This window comes from Arcobacter sp. CECT 8989, from assembly GCF_004116715.1.
In the GTDB taxonomy this organism is placed as follows: Bacteria; Campylobacterota; Campylobacteria; order Campylobacterales; family Arcobacteraceae; genus Halarcobacter.
The window spans coordinates 14,744-41,013 of the sequence record NZ_PDKE01000006.1; the positions used below are offsets into that span (position 1 = coordinate 14,744).

32 protein-coding genes are annotated in these 26,270 nt (G+C 30.7%); 17 read left to right on the plus strand and 15 right to left on the minus strand.

Features of this window, described 5'->3' with window-relative positions; genetic code table 11:
• The gene (locus CRV02_RS07070) at window positions 1-399 is read right to left on the minus strand and encodes a DUF695 domain-containing protein (RefSeq protein WP_129089734.1); all 399 of its coding nucleotides are present in this window, start codon (window positions 397-399) and stop codon (window positions 1-3) included.
• The gene (gene ung, locus CRV02_RS07075; RefSeq protein ID WP_129089735.1) at window positions 393-1,043 is read right to left on the minus strand and encodes a uracil-DNA glycosylase; all 651 of its coding nucleotides are present in this window, start codon (window positions 1,041-1,043) and stop codon (window positions 393-395) included. The genes CRV02_RS07070 and ung overlap by 7 nt, the downstream gene beginning before the upstream one ends.
• Window positions 1,044-1,119: 76 nt before the next feature.
• Here ung and CRV02_RS07080 point away from each other — a divergent pair, with 76 nt between their 5' ends.
• Window positions 1,120-2,307, plus strand: a complete 1,188-nt coding sequence (locus CRV02_RS07080; protein ID WP_129089736.1) for a YbfB/YjiJ family MFS transporter — start codon at window positions 1,120-1,122, stop codon at window positions 2,305-2,307.
• A 16-nt stretch (window positions 2,308-2,323) separates the two neighbouring features.
• Window positions 2,324-2,977 (plus strand): HAD family hydrolase, encoded by a 654-nt coding sequence (locus CRV02_RS07085; protein ID WP_129089737.1) that lies wholly within the window; start codon window positions 2,324-2,326, stop codon window positions 2,975-2,977.
• A gap of 5 nt (window positions 2,978-2,982) precedes the next feature.
• Here the strand turns inward: CRV02_RS07085 and CRV02_RS07090 are convergent, their stop codons facing one another.
• Both CRV02_RS07090 and CRV02_RS07095 read right to left on the minus strand, forming a co-directional pair.
• On the minus strand, window positions 2,983-3,786 hold the full coding sequence (locus CRV02_RS07090) for a DUF4405 domain-containing protein (RefSeq protein ID WP_129089738.1): 804 nt from the start codon (window positions 3,784-3,786) through the stop codon (window positions 2,983-2,985).
• Window positions 3,787-3,874: 88 nt separating this feature from the next.
• Entirely contained in the window at window positions 3,875-4,258 is a 384-nt protein-coding gene (locus CRV02_RS07095; RefSeq protein ID WP_129084152.1) for a hypothetical protein, read from the minus strand.
• Window positions 4,259-4,449: 191 nt separating this feature from the next.
• Here CRV02_RS07095 and CRV02_RS07100 point away from each other — a divergent pair, with 191 nt between their 5' ends.
• Complete coding sequence (locus tag CRV02_RS07100; protein WP_129084151.1) at window positions 4,450-4,971, plus strand: rhodanese-like domain-containing protein; 522 nt, start codon at window positions 4,450-4,452, stop codon at window positions 4,969-4,971.
• 26 nt (window positions 4,972-4,997) lie between these two features.
• Here the strand turns inward: CRV02_RS07100 and CRV02_RS07105 are convergent, their stop codons facing one another.
• Together CRV02_RS07105 and dksA are read right to left on the minus strand one after the other, a co-directional pair.
• The gene (locus CRV02_RS07105) at window positions 4,998-6,038 is read right to left on the minus strand and encodes a CNNM domain-containing protein (RefSeq protein ID WP_129089739.1); all 1,041 of its coding nucleotides are present in this window, start codon (window positions 6,036-6,038) and stop codon (window positions 4,998-5,000) included.
• Window positions 6,039-6,309: 271 nt separating this feature from the next.
• Window positions 6,310-6,690 carry an RNA polymerase-binding protein DksA gene (dksA, locus tag CRV02_RS07110; protein ID WP_129084149.1) on the minus strand — a complete coding sequence of 127 codons (381 nt, stop codon included), beginning with the start codon at window positions 6,688-6,690 and terminating at the stop codon, window positions 6,310-6,312.
• Between the two features lie 141 nt (window positions 6,691-6,831).
• On the opposite strand from dksA, the gene CRV02_RS07115 reads away from it, so the two are divergent.
• The 5 genes from CRV02_RS07115 (at window position 6,832) to CRV02_RS07135 (ending at window position 10,383) form a co-directional block, all read left to right on the plus strand.
• Entirely contained in the window at window positions 6,832-7,080 is a 249-nt protein-coding gene (locus tag CRV02_RS07115) for a hypothetical protein (protein ID WP_129089740.1), read from the plus strand.
• Window positions 7,081-7,166: 86 nt separating this feature from the next.
• Window positions 7,167-7,586, plus strand: a complete 420-nt coding sequence (locus CRV02_RS07120; protein WP_129089741.1) for a MarR family winged helix-turn-helix transcriptional regulator — start codon at window positions 7,167-7,169, stop codon at window positions 7,584-7,586.
• Window positions 7,587-7,642: 56 nt separating this feature from the next.
• Window positions 7,643-7,897, plus strand: coding sequence for a hypothetical protein (locus CRV02_RS07125; protein ID WP_129089742.1), 255 nt, complete (start codon window positions 7,643-7,645; stop codon window positions 7,895-7,897).
• A gap of 158 nt (window positions 7,898-8,055) precedes the next feature.
• Complete coding sequence (locus CRV02_RS07130) at window positions 8,056-10,194, plus strand: diguanylate cyclase (RefSeq protein WP_129089743.1); 2,139 nt, start codon at window positions 8,056-8,058, stop codon at window positions 10,192-10,194.
• Window positions 10,195-10,383 carry a hypothetical protein gene (locus tag CRV02_RS07135; protein WP_129089744.1) on the plus strand — a complete coding sequence of 63 codons (189 nt, stop codon included), beginning with the start codon at window positions 10,195-10,197 and terminating at the stop codon, window positions 10,381-10,383.
• 611 nt (window positions 10,384-10,994) lie between these two features.
• Here CRV02_RS07135 and CRV02_RS07140 read toward each other — a convergent pair.
• Window positions 10,995-12,230, minus strand: a complete 1,236-nt coding sequence (locus tag CRV02_RS07140) for an NAD(P)/FAD-dependent oxidoreductase (RefSeq protein ID WP_129089745.1) — start codon at window positions 12,228-12,230, stop codon at window positions 10,995-10,997.
• 282 nt (window positions 12,231-12,512) lie between these two features.
• On the opposite strand from CRV02_RS07140, the gene CRV02_RS07145 reads away from it, so the two are divergent.
• The 9 genes from CRV02_RS07145 to CRV02_RS07185 all read left to right on the plus strand — a co-directional run bounded on the left by CRV02_RS07145 (window position 12,513) and on the right by CRV02_RS07185 (window position 21,501).
• The gene (locus tag CRV02_RS07145) at window positions 12,513-13,781 is read left to right on the plus strand and encodes an O-acetylhomoserine aminocarboxypropyltransferase/cysteine synthase family protein (protein WP_129089746.1); all 1,269 of its coding nucleotides are present in this window, start codon (window positions 12,513-12,515) and stop codon (window positions 13,779-13,781) included.
• An 11-nt stretch (window positions 13,782-13,792) separates the two neighbouring features.
• Complete coding sequence (locus tag CRV02_RS07150) at window positions 13,793-14,206, plus strand: Rrf2 family transcriptional regulator (RefSeq protein WP_129084140.1); 414 nt, start codon at window positions 13,793-13,795, stop codon at window positions 14,204-14,206.
• Window positions 14,207-14,224: 18 nt separating this feature from the next.
• Window positions 14,225-15,151, plus strand: a complete 927-nt coding sequence (gene cysK, locus CRV02_RS07155; RefSeq protein WP_129089747.1) for a cysteine synthase A — start codon at window positions 14,225-14,227, stop codon at window positions 15,149-15,151.
• A gap of 36 nt (window positions 15,152-15,187) precedes the next feature.
• On the plus strand, window positions 15,188-15,412 hold the full coding sequence (locus tag CRV02_RS07160; protein ID WP_129084138.1) for a DUF2061 domain-containing protein: 225 nt from the start codon (window positions 15,188-15,190) through the stop codon (window positions 15,410-15,412).
• Window positions 15,413-15,423: 11 nt separating this feature from the next.
• Window positions 15,424-16,119, plus strand: a complete 696-nt coding sequence (locus tag CRV02_RS07165; protein WP_129084137.1) for a phosphoadenylyl-sulfate reductase — start codon at window positions 15,424-15,426, stop codon at window positions 16,117-16,119.
• Between the two features lie 70 nt (window positions 16,120-16,189).
• The gene (gene cysD, locus CRV02_RS07170; protein WP_258239014.1) at window positions 16,190-17,113 is read left to right on the plus strand and encodes a sulfate adenylyltransferase subunit CysD; all 924 of its coding nucleotides are present in this window, start codon (window positions 16,190-16,192) and stop codon (window positions 17,111-17,113) included.
• Window positions 17,113-18,573 carry a sulfate adenylyltransferase subunit CysN gene (gene cysN, locus CRV02_RS07175; RefSeq protein WP_129089748.1) on the plus strand — a complete coding sequence of 487 codons (1,461 nt, stop codon included), beginning with the start codon at window positions 17,113-17,115 and terminating at the stop codon, window positions 18,571-18,573. The genes cysD and cysN overlap by 1 nt, the downstream gene beginning before the upstream one ends.
• Window positions 18,574-18,576: 3 nt before the next feature.
• Window positions 18,577-20,133: a nitrite/sulfite reductase gene (locus CRV02_RS07180; protein ID WP_129084135.1), complete on the plus strand. Its 1,557-nt coding sequence runs from the start codon at window positions 18,577-18,579 to the stop codon at window positions 20,131-20,133.
• 66 nt (window positions 20,134-20,199) lie between these two features.
• Window positions 20,200-21,501, plus strand: coding sequence for an aminotransferase class V-fold PLP-dependent enzyme (locus CRV02_RS07185; RefSeq protein WP_129089749.1), 1,302 nt, complete (start codon window positions 20,200-20,202; stop codon window positions 21,499-21,501).
• Here the strand turns inward: CRV02_RS07185 and CRV02_RS07190 are convergent, their stop codons facing one another.
• From CRV02_RS07190 to napG, 8 genes are read right to left on the minus strand one after another with little or no spacing between them, the layout of a single operon-like run.
• Complete coding sequence (locus tag CRV02_RS07190) at window positions 21,502-21,948, minus strand: PAS domain-containing protein (protein ID WP_129089750.1); 447 nt, start codon at window positions 21,946-21,948, stop codon at window positions 21,502-21,504.
• 5 nt (window positions 21,949-21,953) lie between these two features.
• Window positions 21,954-22,331, minus strand: a complete 378-nt coding sequence (locus CRV02_RS07195) for a chaperone NapD (RefSeq protein WP_129084132.1) — start codon at window positions 22,329-22,331, stop codon at window positions 21,954-21,956.
• Complete coding sequence (locus CRV02_RS07200) at window positions 22,328-23,275, minus strand: WD40 repeat domain-containing protein (protein WP_129089751.1); 948 nt, start codon at window positions 23,273-23,275, stop codon at window positions 22,328-22,330. Before CRV02_RS07200 ends, CRV02_RS07195 begins: the two co-directional genes overlap by 4 nt.
• The gene (locus CRV02_RS07205) at window positions 23,268-23,528 is read right to left on the minus strand and encodes a hypothetical protein (protein WP_129084130.1); all 261 of its coding nucleotides are present in this window, start codon (window positions 23,526-23,528) and stop codon (window positions 23,268-23,270) included. Before CRV02_RS07205 ends, CRV02_RS07200 begins: the two co-directional genes overlap by 8 nt.
• Complete coding sequence (locus CRV02_RS07210) at window positions 23,529-24,014, minus strand: ferredoxin-type protein NapF (protein ID WP_129084129.1); 486 nt, start codon at window positions 24,012-24,014, stop codon at window positions 23,529-23,531.
• Window position 24,015: 1 nt separating this feature from the next.
• Entirely contained in the window at window positions 24,016-24,645 is a 630-nt protein-coding gene (locus CRV02_RS07215; protein WP_129084128.1) for a nitrate reductase cytochrome c-type subunit, read from the minus strand.
• 1 nt (window position 24,646) lies between these two features.
• Window positions 24,647-25,462, minus strand: coding sequence for a quinol dehydrogenase ferredoxin subunit NapH (napH, locus tag CRV02_RS07220; protein ID WP_129084127.1), 816 nt, complete (start codon window positions 25,460-25,462; stop codon window positions 24,647-24,649).
• Window positions 25,455-26,249: a ferredoxin-type protein NapG gene (gene napG / locus CRV02_RS07225; RefSeq protein ID WP_129084126.1), complete on the minus strand. Its 795-nt coding sequence runs from the start codon at window positions 26,247-26,249 to the stop codon at window positions 25,455-25,457. The genes napH and napG overlap by 8 nt, the downstream gene beginning before the upstream one ends.
• Window positions 26,250-26,270: the final 21 nt, after the last annotated feature.

Consider the following 26,270-nt stretch of genomic DNA (forward strand, 5'->3'; position numbering starts at 1 on the left):
CTAGATTAAATTTTTTAATCTAGCCCCTTTATCTTCAATACTTACTTCAAATTCACATTCATATAAACTGTTTGTTTTTAAGAACTCAATTAGTTGCTCAATAGTTTGCTCATAGTTTTTACAATAGATATAAAACTTCATGACTCCCTCTTTTATATCAACTGCACAAAGCTTTAAAAAGCTTTCTTCTTCAAGTTTTTCTAAATGATTTTTTTCAAAGGCTGTAAAAAATGCTAAACATGCAGGGTCTGGAAACATAATATCATCTGCCACATGGAAGTTATGTTTTACTATGACTAAGGTCTCAAAACCTTCTAAATCAATATCTTTTTTAACTCTTAATAACTGATTTATACTATCAGTTGTCACTAATTCCCAAGTATCTTCATTTATTACCATTGTATTTGCTCTTTATTGTTTTGTTTTAAAATCTCATTTGTTTTTGAAAAATGTTTACATCCAAAAAATCCTCTATAAGAAGATAAAGGACTTGGATGAGGCGCAGTTAAAATATGATGTTTTGTTTCATCAATTAGTTTTCTTTTTTTAATAGCAGGAGCTCCCCAAAGTATGAAAACTATATTTTCACATGATGATGAGATATATTTAATAATATTGTCAGTGAAAGTTTCCCAACCCATTTTGTGGTGGGATTTTGGTTTTGCTTCTTCAACTGTTAGAATTGCATTTAATAAAAGAACTCCTTGTTTTGCCCAAGGAGTCAAGTCTCCATCTAAACAAATAGAGTCATTTCCTAAATCCTCTTTTATCTCTTTTAAAATATTTTGCATAGAAGGAGGGTTTTTAATATCACTTGGTGTTGAGAAAGAGAAACCTTGTGCTTGTCCTTCTCCATGATAAGGGTCTTGTCCTAAAATAACTACCTTTAAATCCTTTAAAGGCGTTTTCTCAAAAGCATTAAAAATTAACTCTTTTGGTGGAAAAATCTTTTTTGTTGCATACTCTTTTTCTAAAGAGCTTTCTAAACTTTTATAATAATCTTTATTTTTTTCAATATTTAAAATATCATCCCATGTGTTCATAATCTACCTTTAGTTATAAAAGAGTATTATTGCAGATTAAATTTAAAAAAGCCTATTAGAGAAGATAAAAAATAGAATGAAACCATATATAAAATCAATTATCGCATCATTTTTAGTAATTTTAGCCTGTTTAGGTTTTGGAAGATTCTCTTTTGGAATGGTTCTACCAAACTTGCAAGAAAGTCTACTTCTTAGTTCTTCACAAGTAGGTTTTATAGGAACTGCAAATTTTATTGGATATTTTATTGGAATATTCTTTGCAACCTTTTTATATAGAAAATTTTCTACTCATAGATTAATCTTTACAACTATTTTATTACAAGCCTTTTCCATGTTCTTAATGACCCTTACAAATGACTACAAACTTGTATCGTTTTTTTATTCTTTTAGTGGCTTCTTTTCTGCTATTTCAAATATTGCTATTATGGCTTATATTTCAAATGTTATTCCTAAAAATATTAGGGGAAAAGCTTTAGGGATAATTGTAAGTGCAAGTGGTTTAGCCATAGTATTAAGTGGTCAAATAGTTCCTTTTACGCAAGATATTGTAAAAGATGTTCCTTGGGAAACAGCATGGATGATTTTTTGTTTAATCCTTGTAGTTGTTGCTTTTATGTCTCAACCTGGAATAAAGAAACATGCTGCACACAATATAAGTGATATCACCTTTAAAACTAAAGAGTTTATTACTACAACAAGCTTTTGGAAGATTGCATTTGTTTATATAGTGTTTGGTTTTACTTACTCTATTTATGTAACCTTTTTTGTAAGCGCTGTAATGCAAAAGTATGAATTATCAACACATATTTCAGGGAACTTTTGGACTTTACTTGGATTTATGAGTATCTTCTCTGGCTTTTTATTTGGAACACTTGCTGATAAAATAGGAGCATACAAAACATTGATTTTTGTATTTGCTTTACAAACAATAGCTCATGGAAGTTTAGCTTTTAGCCTTCCTTCTTTTTCTATTTGGGTTTCAGTAATTTTATTTGGTATCTCTGTTTGGAGTATTCCTTCTTTGGTAACTTTACTTTGTTCAATAGAGTTTCATGGAAGTAAAACAGCAAAAGTCTTTTCCCTTGTAACTATTCTTTTTGCAGTATTTCAAGCCTTTGGACCATTTGTTGCGGGAGTAGTTCACGATATCACAAAAGACTATTCTGATATATTTATGATTACTTCACTTTTAGCATTAATTACAGTTTTTATCTCTTTTATATTTTCAAAAGATAAAATATCTTCTAATATAATAGAAAAATAAACTATGAGGAACTACTTTGAAAAATAATGGATTTATATTTGACTTAGATGGAACACTAATAGATTCTTTAACAGATATTGCACTTTGTTCAAATATTGTTTTAAAAGAGTTTAATCTACCAACCCATGAAATAGCAGCTTACAAATATTTTGTTGGTGGAGGTGCAGAAGTTTTAGTTAATAATGCTGTACCAAAAGATTCTACTGAAGAATTAAACAGAAAAGTTCTAGAAAGATTTAAAGAAGTATATGACCAAGAGTTACACGATAACACAAAGCCTTATGATGGAATTTATGATTTACTAGACCTTTTACATGAAAATGAGATAAAAGTAGCTGTTTTATCAAATAAACCCCATGAGTTTACAATCAAATATGTTGATGAGTTTTTTCCAAAATATTCAAATATCTTAGAGGTACATGGTTCAAAAGAGCATGTTCCTAAAAAACCCCACCCAAGTGCAGCTATAGAAATTGCAAATGCTTTAAATTTAGAGTGTGAAAATATCTATTTTGTGGGAGATAGTGATGTGGATATGCAAACTGCAAAAAACTCAAATATGAAAGCAGTTGGTGTATCTTGGGGATTTAGAGGTCCAAAAGAGTTGATTGAAAATGGAGCCGACCATATAGTTGAAACTCCAATTGATATCTTTAAACTACTGAAATAGAAGAGTTAAAACCCTAACTCTTCTATTACTTCTTTTGGTGTTTTTCCTATACTTTCACATAAGCTTTTAAACTTATCCTCACCTTTTGCATCTATTCCTAAAACTTTTAATTTAGCTATTAACTCTTCTGTCTCAATACCTAAATCATTTGCTATTTGTGAAATATTTTTTCTTCCTAAGCCAGAAAGTGAATCAGACTTTTTAACACTAACTTTTTGTTTTTCACTTAATATTGAGAAAACTTTTTGAGCACTTATGTTATTGTTTTTAGCAATATCTTTTAAAGTATCCATTTCATTAGCTTCAATATTTTTTGATTTTAAAATAGCCAAACTTTTTTCTAAATCAAAGTCTACTTTTAAAGCAAACTCTTCTAAAGTATCAAGTTCTGCATGGGAATATGGAGCTTTTTCATACTTTTGCTCCCATGAGTTTTTTATATCTTCACCAAAATCTATAAATGTAGAAAACGGTGATACTTCATTTAAAGTTCCTACTAAAAAAACAAGTGTAATCACAAAAGCTACAGCCATCTCTTTTGTAAATACAACTACTACTTTTGCTTTATTTTTCATATAACTAAGCATAGGTTTCCAGTTATAATATATATGTAAAATAGTAGCTACAATAAATAGAACCATAAAAGTTGAGTGTACTTGTGCATACTCTTCTTTTCCTAATCCTAATATTTCCCAGTTAGACCATTTTGCAACTCTTCCAGGAGGAGAGATAAACAACATGATTCCAGTGTAAGTCATAAGAATCATTGACAATAACATTGTTAAAGATGTGATTTTTTTAAGACTCATAATAAACTCCTTCATACTATAAGTTTATTATATTCCAATCTATTTAAATAAGTGAAATTTTTATGTAAGTTTTTGCTTGAGCTAGATGTTAAACATCTAACTCAAAGAAAGTTTCATCAATCTTTTTATACTCAGCAACTGAGCAAGTGATTTTAATTGCATTGTCATAGTCTTCAAAGTACTCTTTGAAAAGCTTCTTAAGCTCTGTAATGTTTGCAGTTCTAAAAACGAAGTAACCTACAATATTTTTACCTCTTTTTCCTGCTTTTTCTATTCCAAAACTATCGAATTTCCACTCTACACCTCTTGAATAAAAAAATACCTCTTCAAGTCTTTTCTCTAATTCACTTCTAACGTGATCATTATACTCTTTTAGGTGAACATAAAAAGCTACATTCACATTGAATGCATCCTGTACAAGCTTCTTTTCAAACTTTGTTTCAGGTGTTTTTGTTAAATCTGTATTATCCATTTTGTTCCCTATGTCATAAAATAAAATATGTAATTATAGTACATCTGAATAAAGAACAAATAAAAAGAAACTCTTTTTTATAGATATATAACTACAGTTAATAATTATCATAATTCATGTTAAGTTTTTTTTAAGCATAAGATAAATAACTATAGATTATAATTCTATAAATAAAATCATAAGGAAAACTAATGAAATTAAAAGCACTTTTATTAACTTTAGCCCTTGCAACAAGTTCAATGTTTGCAGCAGAGTTTGTAGATTACAACAAATTAAGCTCAATGCTTAAAAAAGAGAATAAAGCAAACGGTACATATGCAACAACAGAAGATGTAAAAAAAGCTTTAAAAGCAAAAGATTGGTTAGTAGCAGATGTAAGAACAATGGAAGAGTGGGCAGCTGCACATATCAAAGGTTCAGTTAGAATTGGAAGACAAGCACCAGAAAAAGGTTTAGCTTTACACGCTTTAGATATGGATGATAACTTTATCAAACAAAATGTGATTATCGTTTGTAACTCAGCAGCTAGAGCTTCAATTGAAGCAGAAACAATCAGAAAAATGGGATTTAAACAAGTTAAAGTTTATGATTTATACTCTTGGATTGATGAGTGTAATCCTGTAGTTACAAAATATACAGTAAAAAAAGACAAAGGTGGAACTGGTCTTAAATTTGGTAACTTCTTTGCAGAACACTGTAAAGAGAAGAAATAATATCTAAAGGAATTTTCTCCTTTAGATTACACTCCTATTTTTCTAGCATTTTTCATTTGCATTTTTGCAACTTCTCGTAAATCAACATTACTATCAAGTTCATCTACAATCTCAGCCCCAAGTAAAGACTCTAAGGCATCTTCTAAAGTTACAACACCTTCAGTTTGCTCATAATTGTCTGTTACAATAAATAGATGCTCTTTTTTTAATAAGAACATATCAATAAGTTTAGAAATAGAGATATTTTCATTTACTCGAAGAACTGGCTTTATTAAGTCTTCTTTAGTTTCATAATTGTCTTCAAGCATTTCATGGAAATACTCTTTTGAAATAACTATTCCTACAATATCATCAATATCTTCATCATAAACAGGAACCCTTGAATACTCTTTGAACTTTTCTAAATCAACTTTTGTTCTATCATTAAAGCTATCTAAAAAATCATTTCTTTGTACAGAAAAAACTACAGACCTTGGAGTAAAGACATCTTTTACCTTTATCTCATTTAGATTTAAAAGGTTTTCAATCATAACTGTCTCTTTTACTCTTAATACACCTTTTTTCTCTGCGATTGTAGCTGTTGCTAAAATCTCATCTTTTGTCATAGTCTCTTTTTTTGAAGGAGTTATAAAAGTAGTGATTTTGTTCATAACGATTAAAATAGGATAAGTAATAAATACTAAGCCTTTAATAGTTCTAGTTGCAAAACCTGCTAAACCTTTCCAATAATATGCACCTAAAGTTTTAGGAATAATCTCTGAAAATACTAAAATCAAAATCGTTAAAACAGCAGAGATATAAAACATATACTCTTCACCAAACATTTTTGCAGCCTCAGCACCAACACCTGCTGCACCTAAAGTATGAGCAAAAGTGTTTAAAGTAAGAATTGCTGCGATTGAAAAGTCTATATTCTTTTTTTGATACTCCATTAAAGAACCAAGCTTCTTTTTCTCTTTTTTTACTACCTCGATATGAGAATCAGTTATTGAAAGAAGTACAGCCTCTAAAATCGAACAAAGAAAAGAGACTCCAACTGCTATCAAAAAATATATTGTCATCAACATCTGTTAAATATCCTAATTGTTTTAATATTTTTGCTAATTATATACTATTTTTTAGAAAAATAAATTTTTTCTTCAATATTGTAATGATAAATTAAGTGGAAAATCATTTTTATAAGGAAAGTCAATAATATTTTGACTAAATAAGAATAAGGAAATTCATCACGAACTCATCTGGAAGCTAAATAAATGAGTTCGTGAAAAACTCCCATTAAAGAAGTCCTTATCCAAGAGAATAGAAAACTAAGCCCTTGGATATGAGAAGTTTGAGTAATTAAACTGCTTTTTTAACTTTCTCTTTTTCAATATAGTCTCTACAATCTATACAATACATTGCATGAGGCTTAACTCTTAATCTTCTAATAGTAATTTCAGAGTCACACATTTCACAAAGTCCAGTGTACTTTCCTTCTTCAATCTTTCTAAGAGCATGATTTATTAAATTTAACTCTTTTAATTGTTGATTCTTGATATGTACATCTGTAGAGTAGTCTCTACTTGCTGCTGCGAAATCACCTTCATCGTTTAAATCCATTTCACTTAAATTTAAATGTTCATTAGACAGATTATTAAGTGTTGACTCGATTGTCATCTTGTTTTGTAATAAAAGACTTTTAATCTCTTCTATTTGTTTTTTATTTAAACTTTTTGGCATGTTTTTCCCTAAAAATATTTTTCTTAATTGTACCGCAACACAGTTGCAAATAAATAGCATTGTTATATTTTTTTGCTTTATTTATCATAAAATATAAGATTGTGTATAATATCAAATAAAAATAATCTTTAAAGAGTTAATATGGATAAAAAATATACACCTGTACCTTGTGCATTTTATGATGAGTTTGAGGTAGCCGCTGTTAAAGGGCAAATTTGTGAAATTGTTTATTTAGAAAATGATGTAGAAAAAATAATCAAATCAAAAATAATTAATCTACAAACAAAAGACAAAGAAGAGTTTGTGATTCTTGAAAATAATCAAAAAATTAGATTAGATTTTATACAACTCTTTAATGGAGAATCTCCAAAAAATAAAAAATATTGTTAAAAGATTTGATACTTTTCCTTAAACTTGCTTAAGCTTCAAAAAAGGTTGCATATGCAATAATTGTATATGCAACTAAAAGGAGCCTTATGAATTATGCATTAAAAGACTCTATTGCTTATCGACTTATCAGAAGTTCGAATAGCGTTGTTAATAGTTTAAATAAAATACTTTCAGCTTATGATATTACTATTGAACAACGTGCGACGCTAGAAATCATTAAATATGAACCAAACGTTAATCAAACGAAAATAGCGCAACTTCTTGGTAAAGATAAAACAACGATAAGTCGTTCATTAAACTCTTTAGAAAAAAAAGAGTTGATCACTAGAGAAAGTGATACCCAAAATGACAAAAGAAGCAATAAGATAAAGCTAACAAAAAAAGGTGAACGAATTTTAGAAGAAACTCTTCCTTATGTAACCGATTTCAGGGAAGGACTTAATTCTAAAATCAGCGAAAAAGAGCATGAACTTTTTTTTGAAATATTAGATAAACTCGAACTCTAATAAATGTATATTTATAAAAGTCCTTTTGAGTGTGCTAAAAATTGTAAGGAGTAGATATGAATAATTATGTACAGGTTTCATGCGATTTATATGACATGTTTGAGGAAGCGGCAAGTAATAGCGTTAATTGTGAGATAACATTTTTAAAAGAAAAAGAAGAAGTGACTGTTACTTCTAAAATAGTGGACATAAGAAATGTAAGTAACAGTGAGTTTATGGAAACTGCAGATGGTACTGTAATTAGACTTGATAAAATTGTGGAGTTTAATGGTAGAGCAACTGCTGATATTAATTACTATCAACACGCATAAATTTTTTTACCTAATTCCTTGACTATATAGTCAAAGAATTAGATTTTTGTACCCGTCAAAATAAACAACCTACTCTTCCTTGTGAGTAGGTATGTTTTCTCTTCTAAGCATCTTCATGTATAATACCTAATATCATTTTTTAAAATCTAAGGTCACCTATGAAGACACTATTTTTTTGTATTCTATTTTTTATTTCTATTCAAGCTGTTGCAAAACCTATAGTATTTACTGAGGAAGAAAAAGAGTTTATAAAAAACACTCCCCTAGTAAAAGTTGGGATGATGCCTGATTTTACGCCTTTTTCATACTATATAAAAAATACACCTGTAGGCTTTGAACATGAATTACTAAATATCTTATCTCAAAGAACTGGACTAGTATTTGAAAAAGAGTATGCTAAATGGACAACTATTTATACAGCCTTTAAAAACAAAGAAGTAGATGTAATAACAAGTATTTCACATAAAAAATATAGAGAACCTTTCACTACTTTTACAAGCTCTTATTATGATATTCCTATTATGATTTTTGTTAGAGATGATTTTGGTGAATATCTTGGAATAAAAAGTTTAGAAGGTAAAAAAGTTGGTGTTTTAAAAGATGTATTTTATATAAAAGAGCTTCAAAAAATTGACAATATAAATTTAGTATATTATGACACCTATGAAGAACTAACAAAAGATTTAGTCTTTGGGAAGATTGATGCTTTAATGCAAAATCTTACAAATATAAACTATCTAATCAAAAAAAACCTATACTCTAACCTAAAACTTGCCAGTGAACTTATCTTACCAAATACAAAAAAAGAAGACCTAAGACTAGGTGTAATTCCTGAAAAACCAATTTTGAGTTCAATTTTACAAAAGGGATTAAACTCTATTACAAAAAAAGAGAAAGAAGCTTTAGTAAATAAATGGATTGGTTCTATAAAAGAGTATAAAGGTGGACATATTGAGCTTAACAAAGATGAAAGAGCTTATTTAAATACAAAGACTATCAAGTATTGTATAAACCCTGATGGTTTACCTTTTGAAGGTCTAAATGAAAAAAATGAACACTCAGGGATTAGCTCTGATTATTATAGTTTATTTGAAAATATTTTATCTGCAAAGTTTGAGCTTGTAAGAACAGAAAACTGGAATCAGTCAATAACTTTTATCAAAGAAAAAAAGTGCGATATGTTGGCTCTTGGGATGGAAACATACGAAAGAAAAAAATATCTAAACTTCACAAGCAACTATTTAAATGTACCACTTGTAGTAGCTACAAAAGTTGATGTACCCTTTATAAACCATATCCTTGATTTAGAAGGAGAGAAAGTTGGTATCATAAAAGGTGATGCTTTTGTGAAAATTTTAAGACAGAAGTATCCATCCCTTGATTTAGTAGAAGTTGAAGATATAAATGAAGGTCTTGACAAAGTTAAAAGTGGAAAGCTTTTTGGCTTTATTGATACCCTTGCTAGTATTGGATATGAGTTTCAGCACAAGTATTTTGGGGAACTTAAAATTGCAGGAAAGATAAATGAAACTTTAGAACTATCTATGGCAGTTGTAAAAGAGGATGAAGTTTTATTAAACATCTTACAAAAAGCTATAAATAGTATGACAAATGATATGCACAGAGAAATCTTTAGCAAATGGATTCCAATAAAATATGAAAAAGGTGTAAACTATGAACTTGTATGGAAGATTGCTATTGGTTCTTTGATAGTTATTCTTTTAGTTGTTTATTGGAATAGAAAAATCATAAAAACAAATAGGCTTTTAGAAGAAGCTCAAAAAGATATAGAAGAGAAAAACAAAGAGCTAAAAAAACTTGCAACGACAGATAAACTAACAAACCTATACAATAGAAGAAAGATAGAAGAGCTTTTAGAGTTTGAGATAAATAGAAGTGAAAGGTTTAATCACAACTTTGGTTTAGCAATAGTTGATATAGATAAGTTCAAAGAAGTAAATGACACATATGGTCACCAAGTTGGTGATAAAGTATTAAAAGAGCTTGCAAATATTCTAAATACAAATAGAAGAAAAACAGACTTTGTAGGACGATATGGTGGAGAAGAGTTTGTAATCATCTGCCCAGAATCAGATGTACAAGGAGTGATTAAACTAATGGAAACCTTTAAAGAAAAGATTTGCAACTATAAGTTTTCTAAAGTAGAAAATAAAACTGCAAGTTTTGGGGTAACCATGTCTCAAAGGGGTGATACTATTGAGTCAATTCTAAAAAGAGCAGATGATGCACTTTATCAAGCCAAAGACAATGGTAGAAATAAAATTGAGTACAAATAAATGACTATAGAACAAAGATTTTTACAAAAAGCTGTTAAAGATAAAAACTATGTTAGCTTTTCATATGAGAGTAAATCATATAAGAAAGTTAAACCTTTAAAAATAGAAGAAAATATTTTACATAGTGACTCTGGAAAGTTTGAGATTGCTAAACTTTCTAGAGTGCAGGTTTTGAAAGATAGGTTTTAGGGCATACTATTTTCTTTTTATAAAGAAAAAGTATCAAAAAGAAAAGCGTTCGCAAAGATGAAAAATGATGCTATAAAATCTACAAAACCCTAAAAATGAAAAACTCGGCTAAAGCCTCAAACAGTTTCATTTTTTGACGGCTTTTTTAATATTTTACTTAACGCCATTTTTCAAATGCTCACACTTGAACATATCAATTTATATTTGTTAAAAGTTAAGATTCTTGAATTTTTGAAATATTTTTTTAATCACTTTATTATTTCTCAAAATACTTATTAAGTTTATAATAATTACATAATTATCTATTTCAATAACTCCTTCTAAATAGCTCATAAAGAATAAGATGCATACTAATTTCATTCTATTTTCCTTTTTTATTGCTATTTTATAAAGATTTTTTATTCTGTATGTGAAGTTAAAACTAATAAAAAGAAATTCAGAAATAGATATTGAAACTAGTTCTATAATATATTTATTTATAAGTAAAGTTTAGTCCCTAAAATAGTAAATTTTTGTAAAGGTCAAGGCAAGCAGTAAAAAATATTGTAGGAGTTTAGTAAACTAAATGACTATAATATTTTTTACAATAACGTAGAGATTTGCAAAAAGAACTATTTTCCCTTCGCTAAACTTTTTCCAGCAAGGTAACCTGAAGCCCAAGCAAACTGAAGATTATACCCTCCACGGTTACCTACAATATCAAGCACCTCTCCAGCTAAATAAAGCCCCCTACACTTCTTACTCTCAAAAGTTTTATCATCAACTTCATCAGTTCTAACTCCACCGCCACTAGCTTCTGCATGTTTGAAACCTTGAGTATCAATAACTTTCATTCTAAGATTTATAAGAGTGTTTACTATAGCTCTAATATGTTTTGCATTTACATCAATAGCTTTTATTTCACTATCTACTTTTATCATATCAAGGATTACTGGAACTAGTTTATTTGAAACTACTCCACTAAGGATATTTCCTAGTTTTTCATTTGGTAAAGACTTCACTAAAGACTCTATCATTCCTAAAACTTCATTTCTAGTTTGTTTTGGGAAAAGATTTATAGCTATTTGTACATCTTGATATAAAGACATTGGATAAACAGCATATTGAGAGATATCTAAAATAGCAAAGCCAGAAACCCCATACTTAGTAAATAAAACATCTCCTAGGATTTCATTCTCTTTTTGCCCATCTATATATAAAGTAACTTGTGACTCTTTTTTTACCCCTTGAAGTCTAGCTTTATGTTCAAAGTCTGTTTGTAGTCCCACAAGTGAAGGATAAGTTATATTTGAAGAGTGTCCAAAGCTAGTTGCAATATCCATTCCTATTTCCGTAGAGTTTAACTGTGGAGCTGCAGCAAGTCCAGAACTAATCAAAACTTTATCATAATCTTTAAACTCTTCATCCTCTGAATTAAGTATAAATTTCTCTTGCTCTTTTCTAATCTTTACTATTTTAGTATTGCCAATAAAATTTAAACCCAAGCTTTCTAGTTTAGATTGTAAAAGAGTAGTTACAGATTTTGCTTCATTTGACAAAGGATATACTTTACCATCTTCTTTAACATCAAGTAAAAGCCCAAGTGATTTACTAAACTTTTTAAAATGGTTAAAATCAAACTGCTTTAAACAGTAGCTAGTAAAAGAAGGATTTTCTCCTATATAGTTAGAAACTTGTGCATTTATATTTGAAATATTACATCTTCCATTTCCACTTGCAAGTATCTTTTTTCCTATGGCATTATTAATATCAAATAGGTCAATTTCAAGACTTGGATTTTCACTTTTTGCTGTAATTGAAGCTATTAAACCTGCTGCTCCTGCACCTATTATTGCAATCTTACTCATTTAGTACTCTTTTTTTTCAAATTTTTTTTATTATGATAAATATTATTTATTACAAAATGATTTTTATATCTTGATAGATACTTATAACTTTGATATAATGGGGATTATATCAAATATTTTCTTAACATCTTAATCAATCCATACTAAGTTAATCAACTATAATTCACAGCCCAGATATAAAGCCTATTTGATTAATCACTATTAAAACACTTGACTTTAATTTAAAAATATTATACAATTTCACTACAAAATAAAAAAAGACAATTTTATAAAGGAAAAAAAATGCAAAAAGAAACAATTGCAGTTCATGGAGGTTACAACAACAAAGAAGGTTGGGGTACGATGTCTGTGCCAATCGCACAAACAACTGCTTATGCATTTAGGGATGCAGAACACGCAGCAAACTTATTTGCATTAAAAGAGTTAGGTTCTATTTATACTAGACTTACGAACCCTACTACTGATGTATTAGAACAAAGATTTGCACAACTTGAAGGTGGAGCAGCTGCTATTTGTACAGCAAGTGGTCAATCTGCAATCTTCTATGCTATTGCAAATGTTGCTGAAGCAGGTGATAATATTTTAATCTCAGACAAACTATATGGTGGTGCAGTTACTTTATTAACTCACACTATCAAAAGATTTGGGATTACTGCAAAAGTATTTAAAAGTGCTGATGCTAGTGATTTAGAAGAGCAAATTGATGATAAAACAAAAGCTATCTTCTTTGAATCATTATCAAACCCACAAATTGCTATTGCAGACGTAGAAAAAATTGTTGAAATCGCTAAAAGAAATGGTGTTTTAACAGTTTGTGATAATACAGTTGCAAGTGCAGCTTTATTTAACCCAATTTCATGGGGAGTAGATGTAGTTGTTCACTCAACTTCTAAATATACAAACGGTCAAGGTACTGCTGTTGGTGGTATTGTTGTTGAAAGAGATGGTTTAGCAGAATTTTTCAAAGAAAATGCAAAAAGATATTCACACTTTGTTGAGCCAGATGAATCATATCATGGATTAGTTTATGTTGATGTTCCTCTTCCAAACTTTTGTTTAAGAATTAGATTAAACCTTTTAAGAGATATTGGAGCTGCACAGTCACCACATAACTCATGGTTACTATTACAAGCAATTGAAACTTTAGATATTAGAATGGAAAAACATTCAAACAGTGCTTTAGAAGTAGCTAAATTCTTAGAGTCTCATCTAAAAGTTAAAGCTGTTAACTACCCTGGATTAGAGTCAAATGCAGACTATGACAAAGCACAAAAATATTTCAAAGATGGTAAGTCTTCTGGTCTTATCTCTTTTGAAGCTGAATCTTATGAAGCAGCAAAAACAATAATTGACCAAGCTAAGTTATTTAGTGTTGTTGTAAACATTGGTGATTCTAAGTCGTTAATTGTACACCCAGCTTCAACAACTCACTCACAAATGAGTGAAGAAGAGTTATTAAAAGCAGGTGTAAATCCTACTACTGTTAGGTTATCTATTGGATTAGAAAATCCAAAAGATTTAATTGAAGACTTAGAGCAAGCATTAGCGTAAGGATAACAGTAATGCCTCTAATTTCAACAAAAGGTGTATATGGTCTAACAGCCATGTATGAATTAAGTAAGCACGAAGATGAATCTCCCATGCAAATCAAGGAGATTTCATCAAATGCTAATATTCCACAAAACTACCTTGAGCAGTTACTAGGAAAGCTTAGACGAGCTGAACTAGTAAAAAGTATCAGAGGAGCAAAAGGTGGATATGTATTAGCTCAGAAGCCTGAAGATATTTCAGTAAAGGATATTTTAGTTGCCCTTGAAGGTGATTTAAAAATCATCGATAGCAAAGCTGATAACCCGATTTTAAATATCTTCTTTGATGATGCTAAGAAAAGCACAAAAGAACTGTTTGATATCTCACTAGCAAAACTAGATGAATATCAAGACAAATATAACGAATTTTTACATTACAGTATATAAATAGAAAGGATATAAAAAATGAAATTTGCAAACAATGTTACAGAATTAATTGGAAATACACCTCTTGTAAAGTTACAAGCAGCGAGTGAAAAAAGTGGAGCTACAGTTTTAGGAAAATGTGAGTTTATGAACCCAACTCATTCAGTAAAAGATAGAATTGGTACAAACATGATTAAAGCTGCTTTAGAGCAAAACTTAATCAACGAAAACACAACAGTTATTGAGCCAACATCAGGAAATACTGGTATTGCTTTAGCTTCTGTTTGTGCAGGACTTGGAATTAAATTAATCCTTACTATGCCTTCATCAATGAGTATTGAAAGAAGAAAATTATTAAAAGCTTTAGGTGCTGAATTAGTACTTACTGAGCCAGAAAAAGGAATGAAAGGTGCTGTTGAAAAAGCAAATGAATTAGCTGAAAAAACTGAAAACTCATTTGTTCCTCAACAATTTGCAAATGGTGCAAACCCAGATATTCACAGAAAAACAACTGCAAAAGAGATTTTAGATGACACTGACGGAAAAGTTGATATTTTAGTTGCAGCTATTGGTACAGGTGGTTCTATCACTGGTATTGGTGAAGTATTAAAACAACACAACCCTGATATTCAAGTAATTGCAGTTGAGCCAGAAGCTTCTCCTGTATTAAGTGGTGGTAAACCAGGACCACACAGAATTCAAGGTATTGGTGCTGGATTTGTTCCAGATGTATTAAATACTACTGTTTATGATGAAGTAGTACAAGTTTCAAATGAAGATGCAATTGCAGCTTCTAGAAATTTAGCTAGCAGTGAAGGTCTATTAGTTGGTATCTCAGCTGGAGCAAATGCATTCATTGCAGAGCAAGTTGCAGCAAGACCAGAAAACAAAGGTAAAGTAGTTGTTACTATTCTTTGTGATACAGGAGAGAGATACTTAAGTGTTGGTCTATATGACGAAGAGTAAAACTCTCGTCATATACAATAATTCTATGGGGTAAATATGGCAGAAAAAGCTTACAGATCAGTTGTAAAAACTGTCTCTTGGCGTACAGTTGGAACGCTAGATACAATCATCATCTCTTATTTTATTACAGGTAATTTAGGAATGGCAGCTTCAATTGGTTCAATTGAACTTGTTACTAAAATGATATTGTATTACTTCCATGAAAGAGCATGGAATAAAATTTCCTTTGGAAAAACTAAAGAACCTGATTATCAAATTTAAAAAAGGCAATTATGGACATCAATGATTTAAACCAAAAGTTTCAAAACTCAACTGCACAAGAGATTACAGAATACTTCATAAAGGAGTATGGACAAGATGCTGCTTTATCAAGTAGCTTAGGTGCAGAAGACCAAGTTTTAACAGACATGGTTCTAAAAGTAGATAAAAGTGCAAATATCTTTACACTAGATACGGGAAGATTACATCCTGAAACATATGATGTTATGGATGCTACAAACCTAAAATATGGTGTTAAGTTAAATGTTTTTTTCCCTTTAAATGAAAAGGTAGAAGAGCTTTATCAAAAACAAGGTATCAACGGACACTTTGAGAGTATTGAGAATAGAAAAAATTGCTGTAACATTAGAAAAATGGAGCCTCTTAGACGAGCACTTAAACCTTTAAAGGTTTGGATTACAGGTCTTAGAGCAGCACAAAGTGTTACAAGAACAGATATGCCAGTAGTTGAATATGATGAAAACTTTGAAGTAATCAAAGTTAATCCTCTAATCAACTGGAGTGAAGAAGATGTATGGAACTACATTAAACAAAACAATGTTCCATATAACAAACTTCATGACCAAGGTTTCCCTAGTATTGGATGTGCACCCTGTACCAGAGCCATTAAGGATGGTGAAGATATTAGAGCTGGAAGATGGTGGTGGGAAAACCCTGAGCATAAAGAGTGCGGATTACACGCAAAGTAGTTAAATGTAGATGAATTCAAACTTTTAATTTGAGGGAATCTAAAACAAAAAATTAATGGGACGAGATATAATGAGTGAAATAAATATAAGTACTGAAAGACTTACACATTTAAAACAATTAGAAGCTGAATCAATGCATATTATGAGAGAAGTAATAGCTGAATTTTCAAATCCAGCAATGCTTTACTCAGTAGGAAAAGACTCTTCTGTAATGCTACACATTTTACAAAAGGCTTTCTATCCAGCACCGCCACCACTTCCTTTAGTACACGTAGATACTAAATGGAAATTTAAAGAGATGATTGAATTTAGAGACAGACGAGCAAAAGAAGTAGGAATGGAATTAATCGTTTACTCTAATCCAAAGGGAATCGAAATGGATATTTCTCCATTTGAACATGGTTCTGCTTTACATACTGATATTATGAAGACTCAAGGTCTAAAACAAATGCTAGATATTCAAAAGTTTGATGCAGTATTTGGTGGGGCTAGAAGAGATGAAGAAAAATCAAGAGCTAAAGAGAGAATTTACTCATTTAGAGATGAAAACCACAGATGGGACCCAAAAAACCAAAGACCAGAGTTATGGAATATCTATAACGGTAGACACACAAAAGGTGAGTCTATTAGAGTATTCCCATTATCAAACTGGACTGAGCTTGATATTTGGCAATATATCTATTTAGAGCAAATACCTATTCCTGACTTATACTTCTCAAAAGAAAGAGAAGTAGTTGAATACATGGGTACAAAAATCATGGTAGATGATGAAAGAATGCCAGAAGAGTTAAGAAAGACTGCTAAGAAAGAGAAAGTGAGATTTAGAACACTTGGATGTTATCCACTAACAGGAGCAGTTGAAAGTGAAGCAACTACTTTACCTGAGATTATTCAAGAGATGTTAGTTTGTACAACATCTGAAAGACAAGGTAGATTAATTGATAGTGATGGTGACGCATCAATGGAGAAGAAAAAACAAGAGGGGTATTTTTAATGGCACACCAATCAGATTTAATTGCTGAAAATATTGAACAATATTTAAAAGAGCATGAACACAAAGAGATTCTTAGATTTATTACTTGTGGGTCAGTTGATGATGGTAAAAGTACTTTAATTGGAAGACTTCTTTATGATTCAAAAATGATTTTTGAAGACCAATTAGCATCTATTGAAAAAGACTCTAAAAAAAGTGGTACAACTGGGGATAAAATTGACCTTGCACTTTTAGTTGATGGACTAGCAAGTGAGCGAGAACAAGGTATTACTATTGATGTTGCTTATAGATTCTTCTCAACTGATAAAAGAAAGTTTATTATTGCAGACACTCCAGGTCATGAGCAATATACAAGAAACATGGCTACAGGAGCTTCAACAGCAGACTTAGCGATTATTCTTATTGATGCTAGACAAGGTGTTTTAACTCAAACTAAAAGACACTCTTATATCGCTTCATTATTAGGAATTAAAAACCTAATTGTTGCTATTAATAAAATGGATTTAGTTGACTTTAGCAAAGAGAGATTTGAAGAGATTAAAAAAGATTATGAAGAGATTATTCCAAATCTTCCTCATAATGAAGATATCAACTTTAACTATATTCCAATCTCTGCATTAGATGGAGATAATATTGTTTCAATTTCTCCAAAATGTTCTTGGTATAAAGGTCTTCCATTAATGGGATTACTTGATAGTGTAGAGATTCACCATGATGAAAATGATGACTTTAGATTACCAGTTCAATATGTTTCTAGACCTCACTTAAACTTTAGAGGTTTTTCTGGAACTATTGCAAGTGGTAAAATATCTGTTGGTGATGAGATTACAGTTTTACCATCAAGAAAAACATCAGTTGTTAAATCAATTGTTTCAAATGATGTAAAAGACTTAAGACCAATTGGAAAAGATGAAACTGTTGAGACTATTGAAACAGCATATGCACCAATGGCTACAACAATTACATTAAAAGATGAAATTGATATTTCAAGAGGAGACATGATTGTAAAATCAAACTCTATTCCTCAAGTTTCAAACAAACTAAATGTAATGGTAGTTTGGATGGATGAAAAACCAATGGAGTTAAATAATAGCTATATTATTAAAAGAGCTACTTCTGTTATAAATGGTTCATTTAAAGCAATTGAATTCAAAAAAGATATCAATAGCTTTAAAGAGATTTCAACAGATAGCCTTGAATTAAATGATATTGCAAAATGTTCATTATCTTTAGATAGACAAATTGCTGTTGATTCATACTATGAAAATAGACACACTGGAAGTTTTATTATCATTGATAGATATACAAACTCAACAGTTGGTGCTGGTATGATTGTAGATGCAGTAGAGACTCAAGGTAAAGAAGAAGAGTTAAGAGAGTATACAAAAGCTGAAATAGCTTTAAACCAATACATTAGAGATAACTTCCCTGAGTGGGGATGTAAAGAGATTTTAGGATAACTCATGGCAAAAGAAACTAAAGCACAAAGAGTAGAGCGTATAAAAAAAGAGAAAGATGGTCTTGATGTACTTCAAGACATCTATCTTTATGCAGTTACAGGTGAAGAAGTAGACCCAGAAGATATTGATAGATTTAAATGGTACGGAATGTACACACAAAACAAAAATCTACAAGCAGATGATGATAACACTTTATATTTCATGCTTAGAGTTAAACTTGAAGGTGGTCAATTAACACTTCCTCAACTAAAAGTTGTATCTGAGATATCTGAAAAATATGCAAGGGGAACTGCTGATTTTACAACAAGACAAGATTTACAGTTTCACTTTATCAAAGTAGTTGATTTACCAGAAATCTTTAGACTACTAGATACAGTAGGATTATCATCTATTTTTGCAGCAGGAGATGTTCCACGAAACGTTGTATCATGTCCTATTAATGGTATTGACCATGAAGAAATCGCTGATGTAAGAGAAACAGTTGATAAACTAAATGAAGCATTTAAAGGAAATAGAGTATTCTCTAACCTTCCTAGAAAATATAAAGTTGGTGTAAATGGATGTTCTAAAAACTGTATGCACCATGAAATCCAAGATGTTAGTTTCAATGCTGTAAAACAAGAGAATGGAAGAATCCAATTTGCAGTAAGTGTTGGTGGTGGTTTAGCTTCAAATAAAAGAGTTGCTAATCACATTGGATATGTTACACCATCACAAGTTGTTCCAGCAGCAAAAGCTATTACTAAAATCTATAGAGACCATGGATTAAGAGAAAAAAGAAATAAAGCTAGACTTGGACACTTAATTGAAGAGTGGGGAATTGAAAAGTTTGTTGAAGAGTTACAAGCTTCTTTAACATTTAAAATCAAAGAACCAAATGAGATTGAATATACAAACTCAAGATTTAGAGAGCACTTTGGAATTCACCAAAGTAAGCAAAAAGGTAAAAGCTATATTGGGTGTGCATTAAACTCTGGACATATTGGGGTTGAGGGATTAAATGACCTAATTGAACTATTTGAAAAATATGGAGCAACTGCACTTAAATCTACAGTTACTCAAAATATTATCATCTTAGATGCAAATAGCGATACTGCTGAAGAGTTTGCTAAAGAGTTAGAGAAAGTTAATATTTATCCATACCCATCTAACTTTAGAGCAAGAGTTCAAGCATGTACAGGTATTGACTTCTGTAAATTTGCAATTTCGGAAACAAAAGGTGTTGCAAAAAGATTAGTTGACCACTTAGAAAACAAATTTCCTGATTTTGGAGAAAGAGTTTCTATTTCTGTAAATGGTTGTCCTAACTCTTGTGCTCACCCACATATTGTTGACCTTGGTTTTATGGGAACAAAAGTTAAAAAAGATGGAAAAACTGTTACTGGTTTTGAACTTCTTGTTGGTGGTTTCCTTGAAGGTGACAAGTCTCAATTTAACCAAAAAACTGGAATTAAATTTGCAGTTGAAGATGTAAATGAAAATGTTGAAGAGATTATAAATGAATATATAGCTTCTGAACATTCTTCATTCCATGATTTCATCATTACAAAAGCGAAATAGTAGAAAAGATTAAATTCTTTTCTATTATTAATTAAACATATAATCTAAATAAGTTAAAATTATTTAATGAAAAAAGATATCTACAGACCATTTTTTGATAAAAATACCAATACATTAGATTTTATTAGATACAACACTATAGGTAAGAACAAAAGCGATTACTTTGACTATACAGCTTCTGGACTTGCGTTTAGACAAATAGAGAACCGTATCAGAGATGTGCTTGAAACATATGCTAATACACACTCTAAAGAGTCTTTAAATGCAAATATTACAAACCAATATTATAATGAAGCAATAGAAAGCCTAAGCAATAGTTTAGAGCTAAATGAAGAGTTTGCTATTATTCCTTCTGGATGTGGAGCAACATCTGCAATAAAGAAGTTCCAAGAACTACTTGGTGTTTATATTCCACCAGCAACTTTAAAAAGATTTAAAATAGCTGTTGCAAAAAAGAAATTACCTCTTATTATAGTTGGGCCTTATGAGCATCACTCAAATGAAGTAAGTTATAGAGAAGCCCTTTGTGAAGTTCAAAGAATAAGACTTACTGATGAAGGTTTAATTGACCTTAGACAACTAAAAGAGATTTTACAAGAGAATCGACATAGAGAGATTATTGGATGTTTTTGTATAGCTTCAAATGTTACAGGAATCATAACACCATATGAAGAGATTTCAAGACTATTAAGACTTTATGGAGCAACGGTATGTTTTGATGCAGCAGCTAGTTCTTCATATATGAATATCCCTTGTGAATTATATGATGCCCTTGTAATGTCTCCCCATAAACTTCTTGGAGGTCCATCAAGTTGTGGAGTTCTTGCTATTAGAAAATCATTAGTTGATGAAACTTTAGCTCCAACTTTTGCAGGTGGTGGAACTGTAGCTTATGTAAATGCTCAAGTACAAGAGTATGAAAAAGATATTAGTGCTAGAGAAACAGCAGGAACTCCTGGGATTTTACAACTTATCCGTGCAGCACTTGCATATCAACTTAGAAATGAAATAGGCTTTGAGTTTATAAAAGAGCAAAAGAAACAACTTCTTTCTCACTTACTAGAAGGTTTAGAAAAGATTGAAGGAATTACAATCTATGGTAATAAAGAAGAAGAGAATATAGGAATTGTCTCTTTTAATATTGCCAATTTAAACCCATATAAAATATGTGAAAAACTATCTTCAAATAGTGGCGTTCAAACAAGAGCGGGATGTTCTTGTGCAGGACCATATGGACATGATTTATTAGGTAAAACTTCTAAAGAAGAGTTAGAAGAAAAACCAGGATGGCTTAGAATTTCTGTTCACTATTCACAAACAAAAGAGGATATTGATAGATTAATAGAGGCTATTAAAAGCTCTCTTTAATTAAGAGATATATTTAATAATTCGAATATTATCTCTATCAATATTTCTATATTCATCATATAGACTTTGATATTTTAGTTTTTCTTTGAAAGTAATTGGTGTTCTAATTGATTTATACTCAACTAGTTTATCATCTTTATAAACACCACTAATTGTGGCGTGAACCCAATAAAAACCTTTGTCTTTTCTAAGGTTTTTTATTACGCCTTCCCATTTTTGTTCAGTTTTTAGAGTATCCCATAAGTTTTTAAAAACTCTTTTAGGCATATCTGGATGTCTAAGTATATTATGAGATTGTCCTATTAACTCATTTATTTCATAGCCAGAGATATTTGCAAAAGCTTCATTTGCATATGTTATCTTCCCTTTTAAATCAGTTCGAGAAATAATTAATTCATCTTCTGGGATTTCTGTTTCAATTAAAAACTCACTCTCTAAAAACTCCATGATTTCTACCTTTTATCAAACTCTTTTGCAAAGCCTTCAAGATCTTTTTTCTTTAAATCACCTCTATACACAATTTGGTCAGCAGGAATATCTTCATTTAACATTTTTGGAACAACATCTGCATCATTTAATACATCCATATGTTCATCTAACTCATCCTCACTATAAGCCATTTGCATATCTGCACTTACAATATGAGGAATAGCTTCTATAACTCTTAGTTTTTCAAGCTCTTCTTGTACACCATTTCCTTCTATTGTAACGATAACTCTTCCTACCTCATCATGAAGATGATATTCACACACTTCACATTTCTTTAATGCTTCTACAACCTCATCTAAATACTCTGGTCTTGTTTGAACTACGATACTTGAAATATTCATTTTAATCTCCAAAAATTTATTGTTTGACTATCACTACTTGCAAAAATCTCTTTATCTGATATGAATAGAATCTGCGTCAAAGTAGCATCTTGTCCAATTAGTTTATATAAATACTTTTTACTGCTTGTATTAAACACTAAAATTTCATTCTCCTCATTATATGCAATTGCACCATACTTAGCATTTTTACTTAAAGCGCAACTATAAAGAAGAAAATCAAAATTTAGTGCATATGAGCTAAAACTATCATAGAAAACTGCTTTTCTATCTTGTCCTGCTGTTAATACTTTTCCTTTTTTGAAATCTAATTGATAAACCCTATCTAGATTTAAAGCCTTTAATCTCTTCTCAACTACCAAATCACTTGTTTTTAATACTCTTATTACTCCACTTTCATCTGTAGTAATTAACTTACTTCTATTCTCATTTAATGCAAAATGGGAAAAAGAGGATTGACTAACTTGTGTTAGAACTGTTACCTCATTTTTTTCTATATCAAAGATTCCAAGCTGATTACTTAGTAATGCAAATACTACTCTTGTATCACTTATAAAAGATGCCTTTTGAATAAAAAACTTTTTCTCTATTCCTATTAGCTTCTTTAACTCTTCATTTTCATATATCCAAAGATTTCTATATCCTTTCATACCTTGAGTTACTATTAGTATTTTATCTTCTATTAAATCTATAGAATAAACCTTTGCAGGAATTGTATCTCCCATAAAGTCTTTTATCTTTGGAAGATTTATTGTCTTAATTATCTTTTTCTCTTTAGTATCAAAGATTTCTACAGTTCCATTAGCTGTCCCTGTATATAAAAGTTCATCTTTATACACTATTCCTTGAACTGCACCTGTTGCTTTTAAAGAGTATGTAGGAGTTACTTCCTCTAAAGCAAAAGATGACACTACTAAGATAAAAAAAGATAAAAAAAGTTTACTCATCTAAATCCAAGTCCTCTTTTATTTTTGCCATTTGTTGATGTAGTTCATAAAAGTGTTCATCTGTTACATCATCATCTTTTGACCATTGAACTTCTATATCTGAACCATAATCTTCACTCATAAGAGCTAACTGTTTTGAGAAGTCTTCCATATCTTGACAGATAACTTGTCTTGTATCTTCTGTATCAGTTAATCTAATAACCCAAGTATCATTATCTGACTCTTCTACATTTGCTGTAAATATTGCTGGCATTTACACTCCTTTTAATATTATTGCATCACTAGGGCATACATTCAAACAAAAACCACAGCTTGTACACTTATCCTCTACAATAGAAGGTCTAAACATTCCTAGAAACTCTATTGCATCATCTAAGCAAGGGTCTTTACATGAAAAACACATTGTATTGTGCCAACTTAAACACTTAATCATATCAATCTCTACTTTTACAGGTATCTTCTCTTTTGAGTCTTCTAATAAAACTCCATACTCACAGGCTTTTGCACATTCGCCACAGTAAGTACAACCACCTTTAGAAAAATCAATATGAGGTGTTTTATCTTCACCCATTACAATTATATCTTCTTCGCACAAAGTAACACAAGGTGCATCACAACTTGGGCACTCTTTGAGAAAAAGACTCTTGTCTTCATTGTATGGTAATCTTATAACTTGCTCTTGTTCTTCTTTTTTATTAAAAGAAGAAGCAAGAGAGCTAAATAACTCTCTTCTTCTCATATTACTCTACTAAAGTATCTAAACCTTCAGTTAGACTAGTTCCAGTCCATGAAGATTTTTTTGCTCCGTCTTTACTTGTATAATCAGGAGTAAATGTATTACCTACTAATTCTCCCTCACTTTGAGGAGCATGACATTGAGAACAGTTGAATCTTGAATTTGATAACTGATGCATCTCATTAATAGTCACATAGTCCATTTTCTCTGTTGAAGTATTTTCAACAAGTTTACCATTTTTAACGATATCACCATTTTTAGTTAATGACGTATCAGGTCTAAAATTAATCATGTGTGATTTTGGATACGGTAAAGCTCCAAAAGACTCTGCCACACCTGGAGTATGACAAGAGATACATTGATTATTATTAACTGTAATTGGAAGCATTCCATCTACATCATGGGGAATCATTGGCGGAGCATCTTGGAATGCTCTATCAATAGTTTTTGACGTACTTGGAGCTGCTTTACTATATTTTGTTTCATCTGGCGTTACTTTGTCTTCACTATAAAGGTCAACTTTTCTAAGCCCTAAAGACTCTTCACTAATTGTAGGTTGAGCTGTACTACACCCTACAAAGATTAAAAAGGAAGAAGTTGCAAGACCAATACTAATTTTTGTGATTAGTTTCATTTTATTTCTCCTTGTTTTTTTGCTCTATTAAATTTCTTATTGAGAAGTTTAGTGCATCATCATCACAAACTTCTACACATCTAGCACAATTTGTACACTCGCCTGAAAGAACTTGTTCACTTGATTTTCCAACCATAAAAAGTACTTGGCTTTCTGGACAAACCTCTTTACATTTCATACATAAAGTACATTTACTTTCGTTATGTTCAACACGAACTAGACTATATTTACCCACTATTGAGTAGAAGGCTCCTAATGGACAAACATGTCCACACCATCCATTTTTTAAAACAAAAAGGTCAAAAAGAAAAATTATAAGTACCGCTGCCCATCCAAGGCCCATACCAAATATTATTCCTCTGTGTAACATAGAGATTGGAGAGATAAACTCAAAAGCAGGAACTGCTAAAATAAAAGATATCACTAAACTAAGGCCTAATACCCAATATCTAATCGTTCTACTTGCAGGCTGTCTTTTTTGAATTTGATTAAACCCTAATCTTCTTCTTAAGAAGTTAGATAAATCAGTTACAATATTCATTGGACAAACCCATGAGCAAAATACTCTTCCACCAACTAAAGCATAGAAAATAAAAATTATCAATGCTCCTATAAATATATCAGAGGCAACCACTGCTCCTGAGAAAAACATCTGTAATACAGCATAAGGGTCACTCAATGGAACCTTATCAAATAATACAGAAGTACTTAGATTACCAGTTAAAACACTCCATCCCCAAATGTTTGCTGCTACATAAAGGAATAGAATCGATACTTGAACTACTCTTCTTTGGATTAAATATTTATTCTTAATCATCTAGTAATCCTTCCATATCATTTAAAGAATCAACTGCTTTACGCTCACTAATGTCAGTTTTTGTAATTTCACTAGTAACGTTTTCTAATCTTTTCTCATCTGCTTTATCCCAACCTTTAATATAATAATCCCCTACTTTTCCTAAAGCAACTTCTCTAGGAAGAACAAATATGGCTGCTTTCTCTGTAACACAAGCTTTTTCACAAAGACCACATCCAGTACAATAATCACTATTCACAACAGGTTTCATAAAAGCATGTTTTCCTGTTCTTTCATTTTTAGTGTACTCAATAGTAATTGCTTCACCTAAAATAGGACAAGCTCGATAACAGGCATCACACTGAATTCCCCAAAAGGCAATGCAGTTTTTAGAGTCAACAACTGCAACTCCCATATCTGCCATATTTATATCTAGTTTATTATTCTTACTAACCTTAGTTATATCTAAGGCATCAGTTGGACAAACTGGAACACATGGTATATCTGGACACATATAACATGGTATATCTCTTGGAGTAAAATATGGTGTACCTAAAGGCTTATTATCACCTGGCTTTGCCAACTTTAATGTATCATAAGGACAGGCTTCAACACACATACCACACTTAATACATGTTTTTAAAAAGTCCTCTTCATCTAAAGCAGCAGGAGGTCTTAGTGTTAACTGAGATGCTGTCACCTCATCAACATAAGCACTCCAAGTTAAAGCACCTAAAGTTGCTAATCCAAAGGCTCTTGCTATATTTAGAAAGAATCTTCGTCTATCACTTACAACTTCTTTTTTCATTTTTTACTCTTTTTGTTTCTT